This is a genomic window from Xanthomonas sp. BRIP62411, assembly GCF_003993525.1.
Taxonomy (GTDB): Bacteria; Pseudomonadota; Gammaproteobacteria; order Xanthomonadales; family Xanthomonadaceae; genus Xanthomonas; species Xanthomonas euroxanthea.
The window spans coordinates 348,827-369,298 of record NZ_QEZI01000008.1 but is presented as its reverse complement, the minus strand read 5'-3'; the positions used below and the strand labels follow the sequence as shown (position 1 = coordinate 369,298).

The 20,472-nt window shown below is 66.4% G+C and carries 22 protein-coding genes and 1 tRNA gene; 18 read left to right on the top strand and 5 right to left on the bottom strand.

Annotated elements, in window-relative coordinates:
- Positions 1–10 precede the first annotated feature (10 nt).
- The 14 genes from EO139_RS05945 (at position 11) to queE (ending at position 12,713) form a co-directional block, all read left to right on the top strand.
- The gene (locus EO139_RS05945) at positions 11–649 is read left to right on the top strand and encodes an alpha/beta hydrolase (RefSeq protein ID WP_180496727.1); all 639 of its coding nucleotides are present in this window, start codon (positions 11–13) and stop codon (positions 647–649) included.
- Positions 650–724: 75 nt separating this feature from the next.
- Entirely contained in the window at positions 725–1,453 is a 729-nt protein-coding gene (locus EO139_RS05940; RefSeq protein ID WP_104584708.1) for a YebC/PmpR family DNA-binding transcriptional regulator, read from the top strand.
- A 130-nt stretch (positions 1,454–1,583) separates the two neighbouring features.
- Positions 1,584–2,108 (top strand): crossover junction endodeoxyribonuclease RuvC, encoded by a 525-nt coding sequence (gene ruvC, locus EO139_RS05935; protein ID WP_126969697.1) that lies wholly within the window; start codon positions 1,584–1,586, stop codon positions 2,106–2,108.
- 118 nt (positions 2,109–2,226) lie between these two features.
- Positions 2,227–2,811, top strand: a complete 585-nt coding sequence (ruvA, locus tag EO139_RS05930) for a Holliday junction branch migration protein RuvA (protein WP_023904818.1) — start codon at positions 2,227–2,229, stop codon at positions 2,809–2,811.
- A 52-nt stretch (positions 2,812–2,863) separates the two neighbouring features.
- Entirely contained in the window at positions 2,864–4,771 is a 1,908-nt protein-coding gene (locus EO139_RS05925; protein WP_126969695.1) for a potassium transporter Kup, read from the top strand.
- A gap of 178 nt (positions 4,772–4,949) precedes the next feature.
- Positions 4,950–5,984, top strand: a complete 1,035-nt coding sequence (ruvB, locus tag EO139_RS05920; protein WP_119131117.1) for a Holliday junction branch migration DNA helicase RuvB — start codon at positions 4,950–4,952, stop codon at positions 5,982–5,984.
- A gap of 52 nt (positions 5,985–6,036) precedes the next feature.
- The gene (gene ybgC / locus EO139_RS05915) at positions 6,037–6,495 is read left to right on the top strand and encodes a tol-pal system-associated acyl-CoA thioesterase (protein WP_104584702.1); all 459 of its coding nucleotides are present in this window, start codon (positions 6,037–6,039) and stop codon (positions 6,493–6,495) included.
- Positions 6,496–6,506: 11 nt separating this feature from the next.
- Positions 6,507–7,286 carry a protein TolQ gene (gene tolQ, locus EO139_RS05910; protein ID WP_016904125.1) on the top strand — a complete coding sequence of 260 codons (780 nt, stop codon included), beginning with the start codon at positions 6,507–6,509 and terminating at the stop codon, positions 7,284–7,286.
- A 235-nt stretch (positions 7,287–7,521) separates the two neighbouring features.
- Positions 7,522–7,971: a protein TolR gene (gene tolR / locus EO139_RS05905; RefSeq protein WP_016904126.1), complete on the top strand. Its 450-nt coding sequence runs from the start codon at positions 7,522–7,524 to the stop codon at positions 7,969–7,971.
- Positions 7,961–9,001: a cell envelope integrity protein TolA gene (gene tolA / locus EO139_RS05900; protein WP_104584700.1), complete on the top strand. Its 1,041-nt coding sequence runs from the start codon at positions 7,961–7,963 to the stop codon at positions 8,999–9,001. Before tolR ends, tolA begins: the two co-directional genes overlap by 11 nt.
- Before the next feature lie 263 nt (positions 9,002–9,264).
- Positions 9,265–10,584: a Tol-Pal system beta propeller repeat protein TolB gene (gene tolB, locus EO139_RS05895; protein ID WP_104584698.1), complete on the top strand. Its 1,320-nt coding sequence runs from the start codon at positions 9,265–9,267 to the stop codon at positions 10,582–10,584.
- Positions 10,585–10,641: 57 nt separating this feature from the next.
- Positions 10,642–11,160 (top strand): peptidoglycan-associated lipoprotein Pal, encoded by a 519-nt coding sequence (gene pal, locus EO139_RS05890; RefSeq protein WP_016904129.1) that lies wholly within the window; start codon positions 10,642–10,644, stop codon positions 11,158–11,160.
- Between the two features lie 6 nt (positions 11,161–11,166).
- Positions 11,167–11,985 carry a tol-pal system protein YbgF gene (gene ybgF, locus EO139_RS05885; protein ID WP_126969693.1) on the top strand — a complete coding sequence of 273 codons (819 nt, stop codon included), beginning with the start codon at positions 11,167–11,169 and terminating at the stop codon, positions 11,983–11,985.
- 44 nt (positions 11,986–12,029) lie between these two features.
- Positions 12,030–12,713: a 7-carboxy-7-deazaguanine synthase QueE gene (gene queE / locus EO139_RS05880; RefSeq protein ID WP_126969691.1), complete on the top strand. Its 684-nt coding sequence runs from the start codon at positions 12,030–12,032 to the stop codon at positions 12,711–12,713.
- Between the two features lie 205 nt (positions 12,714–12,918).
- On the opposite strand, the gene EO139_RS05875 is transcribed toward queE, so the two are convergent.
- Positions 12,919–13,785, bottom strand: a complete 867-nt coding sequence (locus EO139_RS05875) for an aldo/keto reductase family oxidoreductase (RefSeq protein WP_104584692.1) — start codon at positions 13,783–13,785, stop codon at positions 12,919–12,921.
- A 526-nt stretch (positions 13,786–14,311) separates the two neighbouring features.
- Here EO139_RS05875 and EO139_RS05870 point away from each other — a divergent pair.
- Positions 14,312–14,533: a hypothetical protein gene (locus EO139_RS05870; RefSeq protein ID WP_126969689.1), complete on the top strand. Its 222-nt coding sequence runs from the start codon at positions 14,312–14,314 to the stop codon at positions 14,531–14,533.
- Positions 14,530–14,853 carry a hypothetical protein gene (locus tag EO139_RS05865; protein ID WP_164739745.1) on the top strand — a complete coding sequence of 108 codons (324 nt, stop codon included), beginning with the start codon at positions 14,530–14,532 and terminating at the stop codon, positions 14,851–14,853. The genes EO139_RS05870 and EO139_RS05865 overlap by 4 nt, the downstream gene beginning before the upstream one ends.
- A gap of 228 nt (positions 14,854–15,081) precedes the next feature.
- Here EO139_RS05865 and EO139_RS05860 read toward each other — a convergent pair.
- The 3 genes from EO139_RS05860 to EO139_RS05850 form a co-directional block, all read right to left on the bottom strand.
- Positions 15,082–15,157, bottom strand: a tRNA-Lys gene (locus EO139_RS05860).
- 47 nt (positions 15,158–15,204) lie between these two features.
- Positions 15,205–15,879 carry a 7-cyano-7-deazaguanine synthase QueC gene (gene queC / locus EO139_RS05855; RefSeq protein ID WP_016904340.1) on the bottom strand — a complete coding sequence of 225 codons (675 nt, stop codon included), beginning with the start codon at positions 15,877–15,879 and terminating at the stop codon, positions 15,205–15,207.
- Positions 15,880–16,112: 233 nt separating this feature from the next.
- The gene (locus EO139_RS05850) at positions 16,113–17,006 is read right to left on the bottom strand and encodes a LysR family transcriptional regulator ArgP (RefSeq protein ID WP_126969687.1); all 894 of its coding nucleotides are present in this window, start codon (positions 17,004–17,006) and stop codon (positions 16,113–16,115) included.
- A 103-nt stretch (positions 17,007–17,109) separates the two neighbouring features.
- Here EO139_RS05850 and EO139_RS05845 point away from each other — a divergent pair, with 103 nt between their 5' ends.
- Both EO139_RS05845 and EO139_RS05840 read left to right on the top strand, forming a co-directional pair.
- Positions 17,110–17,733, top strand: coding sequence for a LysE/ArgO family amino acid transporter (locus EO139_RS05845; protein WP_126970015.1), 624 nt, complete (start codon positions 17,110–17,112; stop codon positions 17,731–17,733).
- A gap of 26 nt (positions 17,734–17,759) precedes the next feature.
- The gene (locus EO139_RS05840; protein ID WP_126969685.1) at positions 17,760–18,185 is read left to right on the top strand and encodes a GNAT family N-acetyltransferase; all 426 of its coding nucleotides are present in this window, start codon (positions 17,760–17,762) and stop codon (positions 18,183–18,185) included.
- An 83-nt stretch (positions 18,186–18,268) separates the two neighbouring features.
- Here EO139_RS05840 and EO139_RS05835 read toward each other — a convergent pair whose 3' ends face one another.
- Positions 18,269–20,428 carry a methyl-accepting chemotaxis protein gene (locus EO139_RS05835; protein WP_126969683.1) on the bottom strand — a complete coding sequence of 720 codons (2,160 nt, stop codon included), beginning with the start codon at positions 20,426–20,428 and terminating at the stop codon, positions 18,269–18,271.
- Between the last annotated feature and the right edge of the window lie 44 nt (positions 20,429–20,472).

Below are 20,472 nucleotides of genomic sequence, written 5' to 3'. Positions count from 1 at the left end.
CGGCACGCCGATGCCAGCGGGTGCGCGACGTGCGACCGCAACCGCCGACGTGCTGCTGGTGCACGGCGTCTGGAATACCGCGCATTGGCTGTTGCCGCTCGCGCGTCGGCTGCGTGCCGAGGGCCTGGCGCCGGCGCTGTTCGGCTACGCCAGCGTGCTCGGCGGTCCGGCGCAGGCGGTGCCGCGGCTGATCGAACGCCTGCAGGCGACCGGCGCGCAGTGGCTGGTCTGTCACAGCCTGGGCGGGCTGGTGGCGCTGCAGGCCCTGCGCGCGGCGCCCGCATTGCCGGTGCGCCGGGTGGTCTGCCTGGGCTCGCCGTTGTGCGGCAGCGCCGCCGCGCGCGGCCTGGCCCGGCGCGGCGGGCGCTGGGCGCTGGGGCGCAGCGCGGCCTTGCTGCAGCACGGTGTCGCGCACTGGGAGGGCGAGGCGGAGATCGGCCAGGTCGCCGGCACCGTCGCGCGCGGGGTGGGGCGCTGGCTGGCGCCGCTGGACGGCGGCTCGGACGGCACCGTGGCGCTGGCTGAAACCCGCCTGCCGGGGCTGCGCGACCATTGCGTGGTGCAGGCCAGCCACAGCGGTCTGTTGCGCTCGCCCGAGGCCGCGCAGCAGGTGCTGCGCTTCCTGCGCCACGGCCGGTTCGGCCACTGAACGCCGCCGCCCCGGTGCGGGCGAGCAATCAGGTAAAATTCGCGCCCTGTCATTCAAGCCAGTCTGGAACCACCCATGGGTAGAGGCCCCTCCATCGAAGGCCGCAAGAACGCCTCCGACGCCAAACGCGGCAAGATGTTCACCAAGATCATTCGCGAGATCAGCGTCGCCGCGCGCGGCGGCGGTGGCGACCCGTCCAACAATCCGCGCCTGCGCGTGGCGGTGGACAAGGGTCTGTCGGCGAACATGTCCAAGGACGTGATCGAGCGCGCCATCAAGAAAGCCACCGGCGAGCTGGAAGGCGTGGAATACGAGGAAGTGCGCTACGAGGGCTACGCCCCCGGCGGCGTGGCGGTGATCGTGGACTGCCTGACCGACAACCGCGTGCGCGCGGTGGCCGACGTGCGCCATGCCTTCAGCAAGTGCGGCGGCAACATGGGCACCGACGGCTCGGTGGCCTTCATGTTCAAGCGCCTGGGCGTGCTGAGCTTTGCCGCCGGCACCGACGAAGACACCCTCACCGACGCGGCCATCGAAGCCGGCGCCGACGACGTGGTGGTCTATCCGGAAGACGGCGCCATCGACGTACTGACCGCCCCGGAGGCCTTCGCCCAGGTCAAGCAGGCGCTGACCGCCGCCGGCCTGGAGCCGGCCCACGCCGAAATCACCTTCCGCGCCGAAAACGACATCGCCGTCGATGGCGACACCGCCGTGCAGGTCCGCAAGCTGCTCGACATGCTCGAAGACCTGGACGACGTCCAGGACGTGTATTCGAACGTCGATCAGTCGAGTCTCGGCGCTTGAAGCGCCGGGAATCGGGAATGGAGAATCGGGAGTTGAAACAGCTGCATCCTGCATTGCCCGGCAGCGTCGGGCATGCCAGGAGGCTGCTTTACCCATTCCCGATTCCCGACTCCCCAATCCCGGCCGCTCGATGACCCGCATCCTGGGCATCGATCCCGGCTCGCAGCGGACCGGGCTCGGCATCATCGACGTCGATGAGAGCGGTCGCAGCCGGCATGTCTATCATGCGCCGCTGGTGCTGCTGGGCGAGGGCGACTTCGCCCAGCGGCTCAAGCGCCTGCTGCACGGGCTGGGCGAGGTGATCGAGACCTACCGGCCGCAGGAAGTGGCGATCGAGAAGGTGTTCATGGGCAAGAGTGCCGATTCCGCGCTCAAGCTCGGCCACGCGCGCGGGGCGGCGATCTGCGCGGTGGTGCTGCGCGACCTGCCGGTGCACGAGTACGCTGCCACCGAGATCAAGCTGGCGCTGGTCGGCAAGGGCGGGGCGGACAAGGTGCAGGTCCAGCACATGGTCGGCATCATGCTCAACCTGAAAGGCAAGCTGCAGGCCGACGCCGCCGACGCACTGGCGGTCGCCATCACCCACGCCCACGTGCGCGCCACCGCGCAGCACCTGGGCGTCAATACCCAACAGGCCTGGAGCCGTAAGAAATGAGAATCGGGATTCGGGAATCGGGAATCGGGAATTGCAACAGCAGAGTCCAGAGCAGCGCGCGCTCTTACGATTCTCCATTCCCGATTCCCCAATCCCGGCACCGCCAAGGCGGTGCCCAATGATCGGCCGCCTGCGCGGGATCCTGGCCTACAAGCAGCCGCCGTGGCTGGTGATCGACGTGGGCGGGGTGGGCTACGAGCTGGAGGCGCCGATGAGCACCTTCTACGACCTGCCCGATGTCGGCCGCGACGTGATCCTGTTCACCCACTACGCGCAGAAAGAAGACAGCGTGTCGCTGTACGGATTCCTGCGCGAAGGCGAGCGCAGGCTGTTCCGCGACGTGCAGAAGGTCACCGGCATCGGCGCCAAGATCGCGCTGGCGGTGCTGTCCGGGGTCAGCGTGGACGAGTTCGCCCGCCTGATCACCAGCGGCGACATCACCGCGCTGACGCGCATCCCCGGCATCGGCAAGAAGACCGCCGAGCGTATGGTGGTGGAGCTGCGCGACCGCGCCGCCGACTTCAGCAGCGGTGCGCCGATCACCGGCCAGCTCGGCCCGGATGCGGTGTCCGAAGCCACGGTGGCGTTGCAGCAACTGGGTTACAAGCCGGCCGAGGCCGCACGCATGGCACGCGAGGCCGGGGCAGAAGGCGACGAAGTCGCCACGGTCATTCGCAAGGCCCTCCAGGCCGCGCTCCGCTAGGCTGCGCTGTCTTCCTCTCCTTCACGCCACTTGGCGATACCCTGCCCACTTCATGTCCCAGACCCCCACTTCCGCAGCTGGCCACGGCCATGCGCCTGCCAATAGCCATATGGCCTTGGTCATCGGCGCCATCGGCGTCGTCTTCGGCGATATCGGCACCAGTCCGCTGTACACCCTCAAGGAGGCGTTCTCGCCGCACTACGGGCTGACCAGCGACCACGACACCGTGCTGGGGGTGCTGTCACTGGCGTTCTGGGCGCTGATGGTCACGGTGACGCTCAAGTACGTGACCATCATCATGCGCGCCGACAACGAGGGCGAGGGCGGCATCATGGCCTTGATGGCGCTGACCCAGCGCACCATGCGCAACGGCTCGCGCTCGGCGTACGTGGTCGGCATCCTCGGCATCTTCGGTGCCTCGCTGTTCTTCGGCGATGGCGTGATCACCCCGGCCATCTCGGTGATGGGCGCGGTGGAAGGCCTGGAAATCGCCGCGCCCAGCCTGCATCCCTTCATCGTGCCGATCACCGTGGTCGTGCTGCTGGTGGTGTTCATGGTGCAGCGCTTCGGCACCGAAAAGGTCGGCAAGGTATTCGGGCCGATCACCTGCCTGTGGTTCCTGTCGCTGGGGGCGATCGGCGCCTGGAACATCATCGATGCGCCGGAAGTGCTGAAGGCCTTCAATCCGTGGTGGGCGATCCGCTTCTTCATGGAGCATGGCTGGCACGGGGTGTTCATCCTCGGCGCGGTGGTGCTGGCGGTGACCGGCGGCGAGGCGCTGTACGCGGACATGGGCCACTTCGGCGCCAGGCCGATCCGCCACGGCTGGTATTTCTTCGTGCTGCCGATGCTGCTGCTCAATTACCTGGGGCAGGGCGCGCTGGTACTCAATCACCCCTCCGCGCTGAAGAACCCGTTCTTCGAAGCGGTGCCGGGCTGGGCGCTGTATCCGATGATCATCCTGGCCACGCTGGCGGCCGTGATCGCGTCGCAGGCGGTCATCACCGGCGCCTATTCGGTGGCCCGCCAGGCGATGCAGCTGGGCTACATCCCGCGCATGCTGATCAAGCACACCTCGCGCACCACCATCGGCCAGATCTACGTGCCCGGCATCAACTGGCTGTTGATGGTGATGGTGATCGCGCTGGTGCTGATCTTCCGCAGTTCCACCAATCTGGCGGTGGCCTACGGCATCTCGGTGTCGATGACCATGCTGATCGACACGCTGCTGCTGGCGCTGGTGGCGCGCTCGTTGTGGCCGCGCTGGCGCAACTGGGTGCTGCCGCTGTGCGTGGTGTTCTTCTTCATCGAGCTGGCCTTCGTCATCGCCAACGGCGCCAAGCTGCTGCAGGGCGCCTGGTTCCCGCTGGCGCTCGGCATCGTGGTGTTCACCCTGATGCGCACCTGGCGCCGCGGCCGCGCCCTGCTGCGCGAGGAAATCCGCAAGGACGGCATCCGCATCGACAGCTTCCTGCCGGGCCTGATGCTGGCCCCGCCGGCGCGCGTGCCGGGCATGGCGGTGTTCCTCACCGCCGACCCGATGGTCGTGCCGCATGCGCTGATGCACAACCTCAAGCACAACAAGGTGCTACACGAGCGCAACATCTTCCTCAACGTCGACACCTTGCCGATCCCGTACGCGCCGGCGGACAAGCGCCTGCAGATCGAATCGATCGGCGACGAGTTCTACCGCGTCTATGTGCGCTTCGGCTTCATGGAAACGCCGGACGTGCCGCTGGCACTGATGCGCTCCTGCGACCAGGGCGGCATCCATTTCGACCCGATGGACACCACCTTCTTCGCCAGCCGCGAGACCATCGTGGCCAGCGCCAACCGCGGCATGCCGATCTGGCGCGACAAGCTGTTCGCGCTGATGCATCGCAACGCCGCCCCGGCCACCGGCTTCTTCCGCATCCCCGGCAACCGCCTGGTCGAGCTGGGCGCGCAGGTCGAGATCTGAGGCCGCGACCGCGTCGCGGCCTTTGGAATCGGGAGACGGGAATGGGGAATAGGAAGGGCAACGGCCTGCGCCGGCCCGAGACACTCGGCGGCGGCTGAAAAGGGCACCAGCGGTGCCGGTAACCGCTACTATTGTCCGCTCAATTCCCCATTCTCGATTCCCCATTCCCGGCTTTTCAATGGATCGCATCATCGCCAGCAGTGCCACCCGCGAAGACGATGCCGCCGATGCGAGCATCCGGCCCAAGCGCCTGGCCGACTATCTCGGCCAGCAGCCGGTGCGCGAGCAGATGGAGATCTACATCGAAGCGGCCAAGGCGCGCGGCGAGGCGATGGACCATGTGCTGATCTTCGGGCCGCCCGGCCTGGGCAAGACCACGCTCAGCCATGTCATCGCCAACGAGCTGGGCGTGAACCTGCGCTCGACCTCCGGCCCGGTGATCGAAAAGGCCGGCGACCTGGCCGCGCTGCTGACCAATCTGCAGCCGCACGACGTGCTGTTCATCGACGAGATCCATCGCCTCTCGCCGGTGGTGGAAGAAGTGCTGTACCCGGCGATGGAAGATTTCCAGATCGACATCATGATCGGCGACGGCCCGGCCGCGCGCTCGATCAAGATCGACCTGCCGCCGTTCACCCTGATCGGCGCCACCACCCGTGCCGGCCTGCTGACCGCACCGCTGCGCGACCGCTTCGGCATCGTGCAGCGGCTGGAGTTCTATTCGCCGCAGGAACTGACCCGCATCGTGATTCGCTCGGCGGCCATCCTGGGCATCGACTGCACGCCCGAAGGCGCGGCCGAGATCGCCCGCCGCGCGCGCGGCACCCCGCGTATCGCCAACCGGCTGCTGCGGCGGGTGCGCGACTTTGCCCAGGTCAAGGCCGCCGGGCATATCGATCTGCCGGTGGCGCAGGCGGCGATGCAGATGCTCAAGGTCGACCCGGAAGGCTTCGACGAGCTCGACCGGCGCATGCTGCGGGTGATCGTCGAACACTTCGACGGCGGTCCGGTCGGCGTGGAATCGCTGGCCGCCTCGCTGTCGGAGGAGCGCGGCACGCTGGAAGACGTGATCGAGCCCTATCTGATCCAGCAGGGCTTTCTGATCCGCACCGCGCGCGGCCGCATGGTCACCACCAAGGCCTATCTGCACCTGGGCCTGAAGCCGCCGCGCGATCGCGCCCCGGGCATCGGCGAGCCGGGAGAGCTGTTCTGATGGTGCTCCGTTTGTCGCTCGCCCGGCCCGTCTCGACCAACCCTCCGTGCCCATGACCGCCGACGCTCGATTCCCGTCTCCCGATTTCCCGCCAGTATTCAGTTGGCCGACACGCGTGTACTGGGAAGATACCGACGCCGGCGGGGTGGTCTACCATGCGCGCTACGTCGCCTTCATGGAGCGTGCGCGCACCGAATGGATGCGCGCGGCCGGTTACGGGCAGGAACGCCTGCGCCAGCAGCACGAGCTGGTGTTTGCGGTTCGCTCGATGCAACTGGATTTCCTCAAGCCGGCCCGGCTCGACGATGCGCTGTCAGTGTCGGCAGTGTTGCTGCGATGCAGACGGGCCAGCCTGCTGTTTGCGCAGTCGGTGCGTCGCGAGGGCGAAGTGCTGCTGACCGCCGAGGTGCGCATTGCCGCACTCGGCACCAGCGACTTCCGCCCGCGCGGGATGGACGATGCGCTGTATGACGTGTTGAAAGCTCTAGAAACCCCAGAATCCGATTACTGAGGAACAAACGGATGTCGATTGCATTGCTCCTGGCCCTGCAGGACACGGTAGTGGAAGCACTACCGCAGGACGTTGCCGCCGCTGCGGCACAGACCGCCAGCGTGGCGCACAACAGCAGCATCAACTATGTCGATCTGATCCTGCGGGCGAGTATCCCGGTCAAGATCATCGTGCTGCTGCTGCTGATCGGCTCGTTCATCAGCTGGGTGATCATCTTCCGCAAGGCGCGCGCCTTCAAGCAGGCCAACCGCGAGGCGGACGAGTTCGAAAACCGCTTCTGGTCCGGCGCCGATCTGGCCAAGCTCTACGCATCGGCCACCGACCGCAACCGCACCGTCGGCGGCCTGGAGTCGATGTTCGAGAGCGGCTTCCGTGAGTTCTCGCGGCTGCGTGACCGCCGCCGGCTGGATGGGCGGGTGCAGCTGGAAGGCGCGCAGCGTGCCATGCGCACCGCCTTCACCCGCGAAGTCGACCAGCTCGAGCGCAATCTCGAATTGCTGGCCAACATCGGCTCCACCGCGCCGTACGTCGGCCTGGTCGGTACCGTGTTCGGCATCATGGTGACCATGCACGACATGGTCAGCAGCGGCGAGCAGGCCGGTATCGCGGCCGTGGCGCCGGGTATTTCCGAAGCCCTGTTCGCCACCGCCATCGGTCTGTTCGTGGCAATTCCCGCGGTGTGGGCCTACAACCGCTTCACCACCCGTGTGGAACGGCTGTCGGTGCGCTACGAGACCTTCGCCGACGAGTTCAGCTCGATCCTGCAGCGCCAGGCCGGCGCAGACGAGTGATGCGCGCGCCCTGCGACAGCCGGCAGGTAGGCCAATCTCCTGCCATGGCCCGCACACCCCGGTGCGCGGACGTGGCCGGTGTGGCAGCCGCTCATGCCCGATTCCCGCTGCGCAGGGACTGGGCAGGCCAGCCACGCGCGACAGCTCGCACCCGCGTGTGCGAGGGATTGGATGGGCGAGTCCGCCGCAAGAGCCCGCACATCCATGTGCGGGGGATCAATAGGAACGTTCCGCGATGATTTCCGGTATTTCCCGCCGTAAGAAGCGCAAGCTCAAATCCGACATCAACGTCGTGCCGTACATCGACGTGATGCTGGTGCTGCTGATCATCTTCATGGTGACCGCACCGCTGCTGACCCTGAGTACCGACGTGAACCTGCCGAGCTCGCGCGCCAAGGCGCTGGAGAGCAAGCAGGATCCGGTCGTGGTGGTGGTCGCTGCCGACGGCCAGCTTGCTCTGCAGCTGCCCAAGGGCAAGCCGCAGGCCATGGACGTGGCCGCGCTGCAGGCGCAGCTGGCCGCCATCGTGGCGCAGGACAAGGACGCGCGCGTCGTGGTGGCCGGCGATCGCGCCGCGCCGTATCAAAAGATCATGGACGCCATCGACGTGCTCAAGCAGGCCAAGGTCGAGAAGGTCGGCCTGATCTCCGACTCCGGCGGCACTGCAGGCAGCGATGCACGCTGACGCACTCCCCACCCAGACCGCGCGCGAGGATGGCTGGCTGCGACCGGTCATGCTGGCCCTGGTCGTGCACGTACTGGTCGCGCTGGTGTTCATTGCCGGCTGGCTGTGGTCGCCCGAACGCTCGGTCGAGCCGGCGGCGGGCGATCCCAGCATGGAAGCCTCGCTGGACGTGTCTGCGGCCGAAGCACGCGTCGCGCGCCAGGCGCTGAAGGCCACGCCGGTGGAGGCACCGCCACCGCCCGCGCCGCTGCCCGAGCCCGCGCCGGAAGATACCGTGCCGCCGCCGCAGCCGATTCCCGAGCCGCGTCCGCAGGATGCGCCCACGCCGCAACAGGCGCAGGCACAGGAGCGCGTCGCGCAACCCGACAAGGTCGACCAGGACCGTGTCGATGCGCTGGCACTGTCGGCGGAAAAGGCCAAGCAGGAGCAGGAAGCCAAGCGCCGCCAGGAGCAGATCGACCTGACCGAGCGCAAGCGCCAGGAAGAGGCCGAGCAGAAACTGCGCCTGGCCAAGCAGCAGGAAGAAGCCGACGCCAAGAAGAAGCAGGCCGCCGCGCAACAGGCTGCCGCCGATGCCGAGCGCGAGAAGAAGATCGCCGAGATCCGCCGCCAGCGCGAGCAGGCCACCAAGGAGGCCGCGCTGGCCGAGCAGAAGCTGCGCCAGGTCGCCGCCGCGCGCGCGCAGCAGGCCTCGTCGGCTGCCGCCGCCAGCGCGCAACCGACCGCAGGGCAGGGCGGCACCAGCACCGATCTGTCGGCCAAGTACGCCGCGGCGATCCAGCAGAAGGTGCTGGCGCAGTGGGTGCGCCCGCCGTCGGTGCCGCCGGGCCAGAAGTGCACCATCAACATCCGCCAGTTGCCCGGCGGCAGTGTGATGGAAGCCAAGGTCGCGCCCGGCTGCCCGTACGACGAGGCCGGCCAGCGCTCGATCGAGGCCGCGGTGCTGAGCGCCCAGCCATTGCCGTATCGCGGATTCGAGTCGGTCTTCCAGCGCAACCTGACGTTTGTGTTCACCGCCCAGGACCAGTAAGCACAGGTCACGGGTGGCCGGGGCGCGGCAGCACTGCCTGCGCTGCGCCTCGGCGGGGAAGCGGTAGCGATCCACTGCCTGGTGCAGGTCTGCCGGGCAACCGAGCGGGCACGCCGCCGCAAGCCCGCTGGCACTAAACTGACGCAAGCGCCTGCTGGTGGACCACTCGCTCCGTTTTCACGCTGTCTCGTTCACGATTGCGAGTATGTTCACTCGCTGATTGGTATCCCTTGCACACTTTTCCTGCCCGATCCGAGCCGTCCATGAAAAAACCGCTGCGTTGGCTAGCTGCCTTGACCGCCCTGTTGTTGCCGCTGAGCGCACTTGCGCAACAGCAAGGGCTCACCATCGATATCGTGGGCGGTAGCGCCTCGGCGACACCGATCACCGTCGTGCCCATGCCGTACCAAGGTTCCGGTACTGCGCCACAGACCGATGTGTCTGCCGTCGTCGGCGCCGATCTGGACCGCTCCGGCCAGTTCCGCACGCTGCCGGTTGCGCAGATCGTCGAAAAGCCGACCCGTGGCACCGAGGTGCAGTTCCAGACCTGGCGCACGCTCAAGCAGAACTACATCGTGGTCGGCCGCGTCATGGATGCCGGCGAAGGCGCCTACCGCGTGGAGTACGAACTGTTCGACGTGGCCAAGGGCGAGCGCCTGCTCGGCCTGGCGATGACTGCGCGCGCCAACGCGATGCGCGATGTCTCGCACCAGATGGCCGATGCGATCTACGAGAAGATCACCGGCGTGCGCGGCGCGTTCTGGACCCGGATTGCCTACGTGACCGCCAGCGGCAAGGGTGGCGCGATGCGCTATGCATTGATGGTGGCCGATTCGGATGGCTACAACCCGCAGACCATCGTGCGTTCGGCCGAGCCGCTGCTGTCGCCGAACTGGAGCCCGGACGGCAAGAAGCTGGCCTATGTGAGCTTCGAGCGCGGCAATTCCTCGATCTACCTGCAGGACATCGCCACCGGCGCGCGTGAACTGGTGTCCAGCTTCCGCGGCATCAACGGTGCGCCGTCGTTCTCGCCGGACGGGCGTCGCCTGGCGCTGGCACTGTCGCGCAGCGGCAACCCGGAAATCTACGTGATGGACCTGGGCAGCAAGCAGCTGACCCAGCTGACCAACCACTTCGGCATCGACACCGAGCCGACCTGGGCGCCGGATGGTGGCAGCATCTACTTCACCTCCGATCGCGGCGGTCGTCCGCAGATCTATCAGGTCTCTGCCAGCGGCGGCAGCGCCAACCGCGTGACCTTCCAGGGCAACTACAACGCCACCGCCAGCGTGTCCTTCGACGGCAAGAAGATCGCCGTGGCGCAGGGCAGCGGCAATAGCTACCGCATCGCCATGATGGATCGCAGCCTGGGTTCGCCGAGCTGGAGCACGCTGTCGCCGGGGTCGCTGGACGAGTCGCCGAGCTTTGCGCCGAACGCCAGCATGGTGCTGTACGCCGCACGTGAGGGTGGCCGTGGCGTGCTCTACGCCGTCTCCGCCGACGCTCGCGTCCGCCAGCGTCTGGTCCTGGCCGATGGCGATGTGAGAGAACCCGCATGGGGGCCTTACCGAACCGCGCATTAATGTTAATATTTCGCTGCGTTAAACCACTCATTGGCCCAGAGCCTCCATAGGTATCCCATGAACAAGTCCACCCGCGTCTTGCTTGTCTCCCTGTTGTCCGTTGCCGTGCTGGCCGGTTGTTCGAAGAAGGTGAAGGAAACTCCGCCTCCTGCGACTGACACCACCGCTGGTTCCTCCGTTCCCACCGGCCCGTCCACCTCTGGCCTGTACGGCCCGGGCGACCTGGATACCGATGCCTGCCTGCGCCAGCGCGTTGTCTACTTCGATCTGGATCAGGACTCCCTGAAGCCGGAATTCCAGGCCATCATGGCGTGCCACGCCAAGTACCTGCGTGACCGTCCGTCCTCGCGCATCACCCTGCAGGGCAATGCCGACGAGCGCGGTTCGCGCGAGTACAACATGGGTCTGGGCGAGCGCCGCGGCAATGCCGTATCGTCCTCGTTGCAGGCTGCCGGCGGTTCCGCCAGCCAGCTGACCGTGGTCAGCTACGGCGAAGAGCGTCCGGTCTGCACCGAAACCAGCGAAAGCTGCTGGTCGCAGAACCGTCGCGTTGAAATCGTGTACACGGCTCAGTAAGAAGCGATGCACTTTCGAGTGACATCCCTGTTCGTCGCGGCGGCCCTTGTGGTCGCCGCGCCGGCGCACGCGCAGCGAGCCAGTCTCGCTGATCGTGTTGCCGTGCTTGAGCAGCAGCAGGCCAACAGTCAGGCCAACAACGATCTTCTCAATCAGCTGCAGCAGGCGCGTTCGGACCTGCAGGGCTTGCGAGCGACCGTGGAGCAGCTGCAGCACGACAACGAACAACTCAAGCAGCAGTCCAAGGACCAGTATCTGGATCTGGACGGACGCCTGAACCGGCTGGAAGGGGCAGGTGGCGCAACGCCGCCATTGCCATCGCCCACCGGCAGCGTCACACCGGCCCCGGCTCCTGCCGCGCGGCCTGCAGCGGCGGCAACTTCCGAGAAGCCGCCCAGCGTGCATGGCGATCCAGGCACGATGGCCGTCAGCAACGACGAACGCACTGCCTACAATGTCGCCTTCGATGCATTGAAGAACGGCAAGTACGACGATGCCTCGCAGTTGTTCCTGAGCTTTCTGGAGCTGTACCCAAACGGCGTCTATACCCCCAATGCCTTGTACTGGTTGGGCGAAAGCTATTACGCCACCCGAAATTTCCAGCTGGCCGAGGCGCAGTTCCGCGATCTGGTCAGCCGCTATCCCACGCATGACAAGGCCTCTGGCGGCCTGTTGAAGCTTGGCCTGTCGCAGTATGGCGAAGGCAAGAACGACGAAGCCCAGCAGACCTTGCAGCAGGTCGCAACGCAGTATCCCGGCTCCGACGCAGCGCGCGTGGCCCAGGAGCGTCTGCAGTCCATCCGTCTCGGCCAGCAACTGCGCTGAGCCGTGTTGCGTTCGCGCCTTCGGGCGTGGCGCATACTTTGCCCATGAACGCCGCCGCCGTCCCCAGCGAGATCGTCCAGTCGCCGTTGCCGCGATTGAAGATCACCGAAATCTTCCTGTCCCTGCAAGGCGAAGCCGAGGCCGCCGGCTGGCCGACCGTGTTCGTGCGTCTGACCGGTTGCCCGCTGCGCTGCCACTACTGCGATACCGCCTACGCCTTCCACGGCGGTGAATGGCACGACATCGACGCGATCGTTGCCGAAGTCGCCGGCCACGGCGTGCGCCATGTCTGTGTGACCGGCGGCGAGCCGCTGGCGCAGAAGCGCTGCCTGGTGCTGCTGCAGAAACTGTGCGATGCCGGCTTCGATGTCTCGCTGGAGACGTCCGGCGCGCTGGACGTGTCGGCGGTCGATCCGCGCGTCTCGCGCGTGGTCGACATCAAGACCCCTGCGTCCGGCGAGCAAGCGCGCAATCGCTGGGAAAATCTGCCGCTGCTGACCGCACGCGACCAGATCAAGTTCGTGGTCTGCAGCCGCGCCGATTACGAATGGGCGCGCGAGATCGTCGCGGCCCATGCGCTGGACCGCCGCTGCACGGTGTGGTTTTCGCCCAGCAAGAGCGAAGTGACGCCGCGGCAGCTGGCCGACTGGATCGTGGCCGACCGCCTGCCGGTACGCTTCCAGATGCAGCTGCACAAGCTGCTGTGGAACGACGAACCGGGGCGCTAGGCGCGAGCGCTAAGCTGAGCGATAGGGTGACTGCGCTCACCCAAAAAGGTGGGCGCGGCCGGTTGCCTGCAATCGGCATGTGCCAGGCATCCACTGCAGTTGCTGGCATGCCGTCCGCACCCGCCTGCCGACCACCCGCGACGCTTCGTTGGCCGCGCCCGGTCCCGGGTGCAAGGCGCTGCCTGCCAGGAGGCAGCCCCTGCGTCTATGCGGCGATCCTGTTCAATTCTTCGACGGCATCGGCCGGCAGTTTCAGTTCCGCTGCGAACAGATTGGCGCGCAGATGCGCCACCGACGAGGTTCCCGGAATCAGCAGGATGTTGGGCGAGCGCTGCAGCAACCAGGCCAGCGCCACCTGCATCGGGGTCGCGGCCAGGCGCCCGGCAACAGCGGCGAGCGTGGACGATTGCAACGGCGAGAAACCGCCGAGCGGGAAGAACGGCACGTAGGCGATGCCATCGCGCGCGAGCGCGTCGATGAGGGCGTCGTCGTGCCGATGCGCGATGTTGTACATGTTCTGCACGCAGACGATGTCGGTCATGGCGCGTGCCTCGGCCACCTGCGTTGCGGTGACGTTGCTGATGCCGATGTGCCGCACCAGGCCATCGCGCTGCAGCGCGATCAGGGTCTCCAGCTGTTCGGCAATCGAGCCTTCCGCCGGTTCCTGCGTCTTGAACATCACGCGCAGGTTGACCACCTCCAGCGTTTCCAGCCCCAGATTACGCAGATTGTCGTGCACCGCCTCGACCAGTTGCTGTGGCGAGAAGGCCGGCAGCCAGGAACCGTCCGCGCCGCGGGCGGCGCCGATCTTGGTGACGAGGGTCAGCGCCTGCGGGTAGGGATGCAGTGCCTCGCGGATCAGTTGATTGGTGGTGTGCGGCCCGTAGAAGTCGCTGGTGTCGATATGGTTGACGCCGTGCGCCATCGCGTCGCGCAGCACCGCCAACGCGCCTTCGCGATCCTTGGGCGGGCCGAACACGCCGGGCCCCGCGAGCTGCATCGCGCCGTAGCCGATGCGGGCGACGCTGCGATCTCCAAGAAGAAACGTGCCGGCTTTTTCGATGTTGCTCATGGCGTTGCGCTCGCGTGTCGTTGAGCCAACAACGATAGGAAACGTGGCGCGGCATGTGAATTCGCATTTGCTGCGGAGCCGGTTCGCTCCCGCCAGGGCGTGTGACATATGGGCGCAGCCGCATCGGCCCAGCCGATCGTCCAGCGGGATGTGCCGAAGTTTCAGCTTTTGCTGGCGCGGCGGGCAGTGCTTTCGCCGCGTTGCGTCGCAACCGCCGCGTCGTCGCGGCGGTGTGTCTTTGCGTTGACAGGCGCCAAGCGGCGGAGCGAGTATTCCAGCGTCGCCGCCCATTCGGCGACCGGGATTGGTCTCCCGACGACTCAGGCGCACCAGCGCCCATCGATCCATGCAAGGCGCTTTTTTGTCGCCCTACATCGCGCGGGGGTGCGTGCTTGCCATCTTTATGGCGGGCGGTACGCGGGGGGCTTCGGCCCCGCCGGTCCCTGAGTCCGGTAGACCAACCCGTACCGTCCGCCACCCCGCTTGGTCTCGGGTTGGCGGACTCCACTCTACTCAGGAGTTCTGCATGTACTACGACACCCAAGAAGCATCCGCGTCTGCGGCAGACCGAATCGTCCACCATTTCGATCCGGCCGCCAACGCATTCGAATGGAACCGTGCAACCTCGTTCAACCTGACGCCGCGCGGCGAAGGCCCCAGCACACCCGTTCACCCGCTTACGTCGGCCTATCGTCGTCTGGTTGCGGTGATCGTTGGCGTCGATGGCCCCTCGGAGATGCAGCGATGAGCGCCAACAGGCAATTCCGCGTCTGTGAGGGCGTGGTTCTCAGCGTCGAGGCGATGCAGGGCTATGTGCTGGCGATGCTGCATTCCGACGCGCGGCCCGATGCGTCGCCTGTCCTGATCGCCTGCGAAGCCACTGGCTTTGATGAGGTCTTGCCGGGCAGCGATGCGCAGAGCGTCGTGCTGGGCCGCCTGCATGTCTGCATGCGTGTGGACGCGGCGGTGGACGTGCTCACGTGGCTGCGCAAGCAGGCGCGCGCCGTCGGGGCCGCGCAGCGAACGCGGCGCGTGCAATCGCGTGTCCAGAAGACGCGAGCCAGGTGATCAGCGGGAACGACACGGCCGCCAGCGCCGGGCCCGGGACCTGACGGACGGCGCAGCGTGATCGGGCGGGAGGTGCCGGCTTGGGCGGCGCCGCGCGCGCTGCGATAGGCGCTGCACCCCATCCAACCGCGTGGCCGTGCAACACGTTCCATGGCTGCGCAGTTGCCGGTGGATTGTCCGCAGGCACAAAAAAAGCGCCCTGGGCGCCCTTTACGTTGTTGATCTGATTGGTGGGCCGTGATGGATTCGAACCATCGACCAAAAGATTAAAAGTCTTCTGCTCTACCGACTGAGCTAACGGCCCACTGTCCCGGCAGCGCGCCGGGGTGCGCATTCTACCCTACACCGGCGTCAAGGCGAAATGGCGTAGTGGGTGGGGTCCGGGACCCCGGCGTCGGCGAAACCGGCCGCGCGCAGGCGGCAGGCGTCGCAGTGGCCGCAGGCGCGTCCGTCGGCGTCGGCGCGGTAGCAGGACACGGTCAGGCCGAAGTCCACGCCCAGGCGCACGCCTTCACGCACGATGTCGGCCTTGCTGAGGAACTGCAGCGGTGCATGCACGCGCAGGCCGGCGCCTTCCACGCCGGCCTTGGTGGCCAGGTTGGCCAGCACTTCGAAGGCGCGCACGAATTCGGGCCGGCAGTCCGGGTAACCGGAATAATCGACCGCGTTGACGCCGCAGAACAGGTCGTTGGCGCCGATCACCTCGGCCCAGCCCAGCGCCAGCGACAGCATGATGGTGTTGCGCGCCGGCACGTAGGTGACCGGAATGCCGTCGCCACCGGCGTCGGGCACGTCGATGTCGTCGGTGAGCGCCGAGCCGCCGATGCTGCGCAGGTCCACGTCCACCACCTTGTGCGCGATCACGCCCTGCGCCGCGGCCACGCGCGCGGCGGCGTCCAGCTCGGAGGTATGGCGCTGGCCGTAGCGCACGCTCAGGGCATGCACGGCAAACCCCTGCTCCTGCGCAAGCGCGATGACGGCAGCGGAATCCATGCCCCCGGACAACAGAACAACGGCTTTTTTCATGACGGATCGGCAATCACAACGGAATAGGCGGAAAGGCTAGCAGGCTCGGCGTGGCACGGCGAGCCGGTCGCTGCGGCGGCGGCAGCGCGATGCCGGGCAACGCGGCTGTGCCAAGCGCGCGCGGGCAGGGTAGCGACCGTATCTGCACGTCAATTCGGTGCGACATCCTGCCGGCAGTTGCGCGCCTCGGGCTTCGGAGTTGCCCGCCCGCTTCGCGTGCGGCACGGCCGGTCTCAGCGCAGGCTCGCGGCCGCCGCCTTGCGCAAGGCCTGGCCAAGTTGCTGCAGGGCGCGCGAGCGCACTGCTGCGCACTGCCAGTACAGCGGCACATCGAGCCAGCGGCCGGGATCGATGATGACCACCTGCCTGTCACGCACGGCGGGGGTGACCATCGATTCCGGCGCCAGGCACCAGCCGAGTCCGCGTGCGGCAGCTTCGACAAAGCCGGTCGAGGTTGGCAGGTAGTGGATCGGCGGCGCCACCTGCACGCGGGTGATGCGGCGGACGAAGCGGGTTTGCAGCGTGTCCTTTCGGTTGAACACCAGCATTGGGGCGCGCGCGAGAGCCGCTGCACTCAAGCCCTGCGTGAAGTGCGTCGCAACGAATGCGGCCGATGCGATGGCGTGATAACGCATCACTCCCAGCGCTTGCACGTTGCAGCCCTGCAATGGCTTGCGCTCGGCAGTGACGGCGCCGAGCACCGTGCCTGATCGCAACAACTCCAGGGTGTGGTCCTGGTCATCCATCTGCACATCGAACAGAAAACCATGTGCGCGATGCAGCGCCGACAAGGCCGCCAGGAACCAGGTCTGCAGCGAGTCGTCATTGACGGCGATGGCCAGCGTGCGCGGATGCCCGGCGCTGCTGTCGCCGGGAAGGAAATCGGCAATCGCTTCGGACTCCAGTACCTGCATCGGCCTTACCCTGCGTAGCAGGCGCTCGCCGGCCGGAGTAGGGCGGCAGGGAGCCTTGCGGATCACCAGTACCTGGCCGAGGCGGTCTTCCAATGCCTTGACCCGCTGCGAAATTGCCGACGGCGTCACCGACAGCCGCCGCGCAGCGGCGTCGAAGCTGCCTTCCTCGAGAACGGCAGCGAATGCAGCCAGTTGCGGATGCAGCAGATCCATGGCGTCCGGCGGGATTAGAAGTTCTAAGCAGGATACAGAAGATTTAGTTTTCCTAATTGCGGCGGAACGCCCAGCATTGGCGCCTGTGATCCGGGAGGTGCTCGTGTTACTTCAAGCCGCAATCTCTGGCTTTATCGCCAGCGCAGGTCTCATCATTGCAATCGGTGCGCAGAATGCATTCGTGCTGCGGCAGGGACTGCAGCGCCAGCATGTCGGTCTGGTGGTGGCGATCTGCGCGTTCGGTGACATCGCGCTGATCGTGCTGGGCGTGGCCGGGATCGGCGTGCTGGTAACGCAATGGCCGGAGTTGTTGCAGGCGCTTCGCTATGCGGGAGCTGCATTTCTTGCGGCATATGGCGCGCTGGCTGCACGCAGGGCCTGGCGTGGCACCAGCGCACTGGCGCCGGCGCAGACCGGCGCGCAACGCTGGCAGCGCGCCATGCTGGCGTGCCTGGCCTTTACCTTTCTCAACCCGCACGTCTATCTGGACACGATGCTGCTGCTCGGCAGTCTGGCCGCGCGTTATCCGGGTCCGTTGCGCTGGGCGTTCGCGTCGGGCGCGTGCCTGGCCAGCATCACGTGGTTTTCCGGGCTGGGCTATGGCGCGCGTCTGTTGCAGCCGGCCTTTCGCGATCCGCGCGCATGGCGTGTGCTGGATGCGGCGATCGCGGGATTCATGCTGGTGCTGTGTGCCCTGTTGTTGCTGCCCTCGCAGGCGCTACCCTGAGGCCTCACCGTCCCGGAGCTAGTGTCATGTCGCCGCTGCGTGTCTCCACCGATCCATCCGCGCTCGATATCGCGCTGATCCATCGCTACCTGGCGCAGCACACCAGCTGGGCCAGGGACATCCCGCTTGCGGTGGTACAGCGCTCCATCGCCAATTCGCTGTGTTTTGGTGGGTTCTTGGAGGGCAGGCAGGTCGCCTTTGCGCGCGTGGTTTCCGACTACGCAACCGTTGCGTACCTGGGCGATGTGTTCGTGTTGCCCGAGCACCGGGGCAAGGGCTATAGCAAGCAATTGATGGACGCGGTCATGGCGCACCCCGATCTGCAGGGGCTGCGCCGTTTCAGCCTGGCAACCAGCGATGCGCACGGCCTGTATGCACGCTATGGCTTCACCCCGCCGCTGTCTCCGCAGTCGCTGATGGAGCGCTATTTTCCCGGCCTCTATACGCGCTAGCGTTGTCGTGCCGACTGCCGCGCTGCGTGAGGCGAGCCGCGCAATGCGACCGACCTCGCCATGGTGCAGTGCCGACCGCTGCCTCAGGCGTGGCGGGCCTTGCTCAGCAGCTGTGCGACCGGTGCCGCTGCGTGCTGCCGCGTCTGTCGTGCGTCGATCCTGAAGATCGCCACCGCATCGGTGAGCTGCACCGCCTGCTCTTCCATCGCACGCGCGGCAGCAGTGGCTTCTTCCACCAGTGCGGCGTTCTGCTGCGTGGTTTCGTCCATATGCGTGATGGTCTGGTTGACCTGCTCGATGCCGGCCGACTGCTCCTGGGAGGCTGCAGAAATCTCGCCCATGATGTCGGTGACACGTTGCACGCTGGCCACTACCTCGCCCATGGTCTCGCCGGCGCTGTGCACCAATGCCGAGCCCTCGGCCACGCGTTGCACCGAGTCGTCGATGAGGTCCTTGATCTCCTTGGCGGCGCCGGAGGAACGCTGCGCGAGCGTGCGTACCTCCGAGGCCACCACGGCAAAGCCGCGCCCCTGTTCGCCGGCACGTGCGGCTTCCACTGCCGCGTTCAAGGCCAGGATATTGGTCTGGAAGGCGATGCCGTCGATGACGGAGATGATGTCGGCGATCTTCCTGGACGAGGCCTCGATACCGCTCATGGTGTCCACGACCTTGCCGACCACTTCGCCCCCTTGCGAGGCAACGCGTGCGGCGCCGATCGCCAGCTGATTGGCCTGGCGTGCGCTTTCGGCATTCTGCCTGACGGTGGAGGTGAGTTCCTCCATCGATGCTGCGGTTTCTTCGAGATTGGCCGCCTGCTGTTCGGTCCGTTGCGACAGGTCCTGGTTGCCGGCGGCGATTTCGCTGGCCGCGGAGTTGATCGACACGGCCGATTGCTGGATGTTGCCGACGATCTGCGCCAGCTGGTTGGCCGTGGCGTTGGCGTCATCGCGCATCTGTGCGAAGACACCGCGGAATTCGCCACTCATGCGTGCGGTGAGGTCGCCTGCGGCGATGGACTGCAGCAACGACGACAGCGACTGCAGGTTGCCGTCGGCCGTGGACATCAGGTGGTTGAGGCTTTCGACCATGATGCGGAAGTCGAACTGGAAATGCTCGGCATCGCCGCGCGCGCTGAAGTCGCCATTGGCCGCGGCCTGGGCGAGATGCTTGATCTGGTGATTCATCGCCGACAGGTTGAGCTTGACCTGCGACATGGTGTCGCTGAAAACGGCCTTTTCGCCGGGCAGTGGCTGCATGTCTTCGGAGAGTTCGCCGACGGCATACCGCCCCATGATGCGTGCCAGATCGGTCTGCACTGCCACATGCGAGGCAACCAGTAGGTTGGTGTCGTTGGCCATGCGCCCGTAGTCGCCCGGGAAGGCCGCCGCATCGATACGGAAGCTGATCTGGCCGTTGTCGTGATGCCTGGCCATGTCGGTTTGCGCGGTGATCAGGTTACGCAGCTGCAGCTGCATCTTGTCCATGGCCTTGAGCAGGCGGCCGGTTTCGTCGTTGGCGCTGGTGTGCACATCGTTGTGCAGGTTGCCGGCTGCAATGGCCTCTGCAGTGCGTGTGGCCTGGCTGAGCGGCTGGGTCAGGCTGCGGGTGATCAACCAGGCCAGCAGTGCACTGATGGCTAGCGCGGTGATGCCACCACTGGCCAGGATGACCTTGCCACGATGCATCGAGGCAACGGCGGTTTGATAGGCTTCCTTGCTGAGCCGGCGCTCCAGCTCGGCATTGGCGCGGATGGCCGCCTGCTGTGCGTCCATCGCCACGGCGGCGTCGCCCTGCAGCAAATCCTGCGCTTGCTGGTTCTGGTCGTGAATGCCGTACTGGAGAATCTGGTTGTTGAACTTCACCGACACGTCGCGCTTTTCCTGCAGCAGCTGGAGCGCGTTCTTTTCAGGGGCGCTGCTCGGCAAGGCCGTCAGTGCGTCATGCGCCTCCTTGTAGCGTGCACGGTTTTTTTCGATCATCTCCATGCTGCGGCGGTTGGCGGCATCGCCGGACACCATCACGATGTCGCGCAGGCCGATCGCCACATTGGTATTGGCGTCGAGCATTTCCGAGGACAGCTGGATCTTCTCCATGTTGCTGTTGACGATGGTATCCAGCTCGAAACGGGCGTTGGACATGGTGACCAGGCCAGTCGCAACAAGCAGGCCCGACAATAGGATCAAGATGCCAAAGGCCATGCCCAGGCGACGGCCGACATTGAGGCGTTGCAGATATGTATTCATTACCGCATCCAGGTAGTGCAGCTGAGGGGCTCGATGAATGGGTC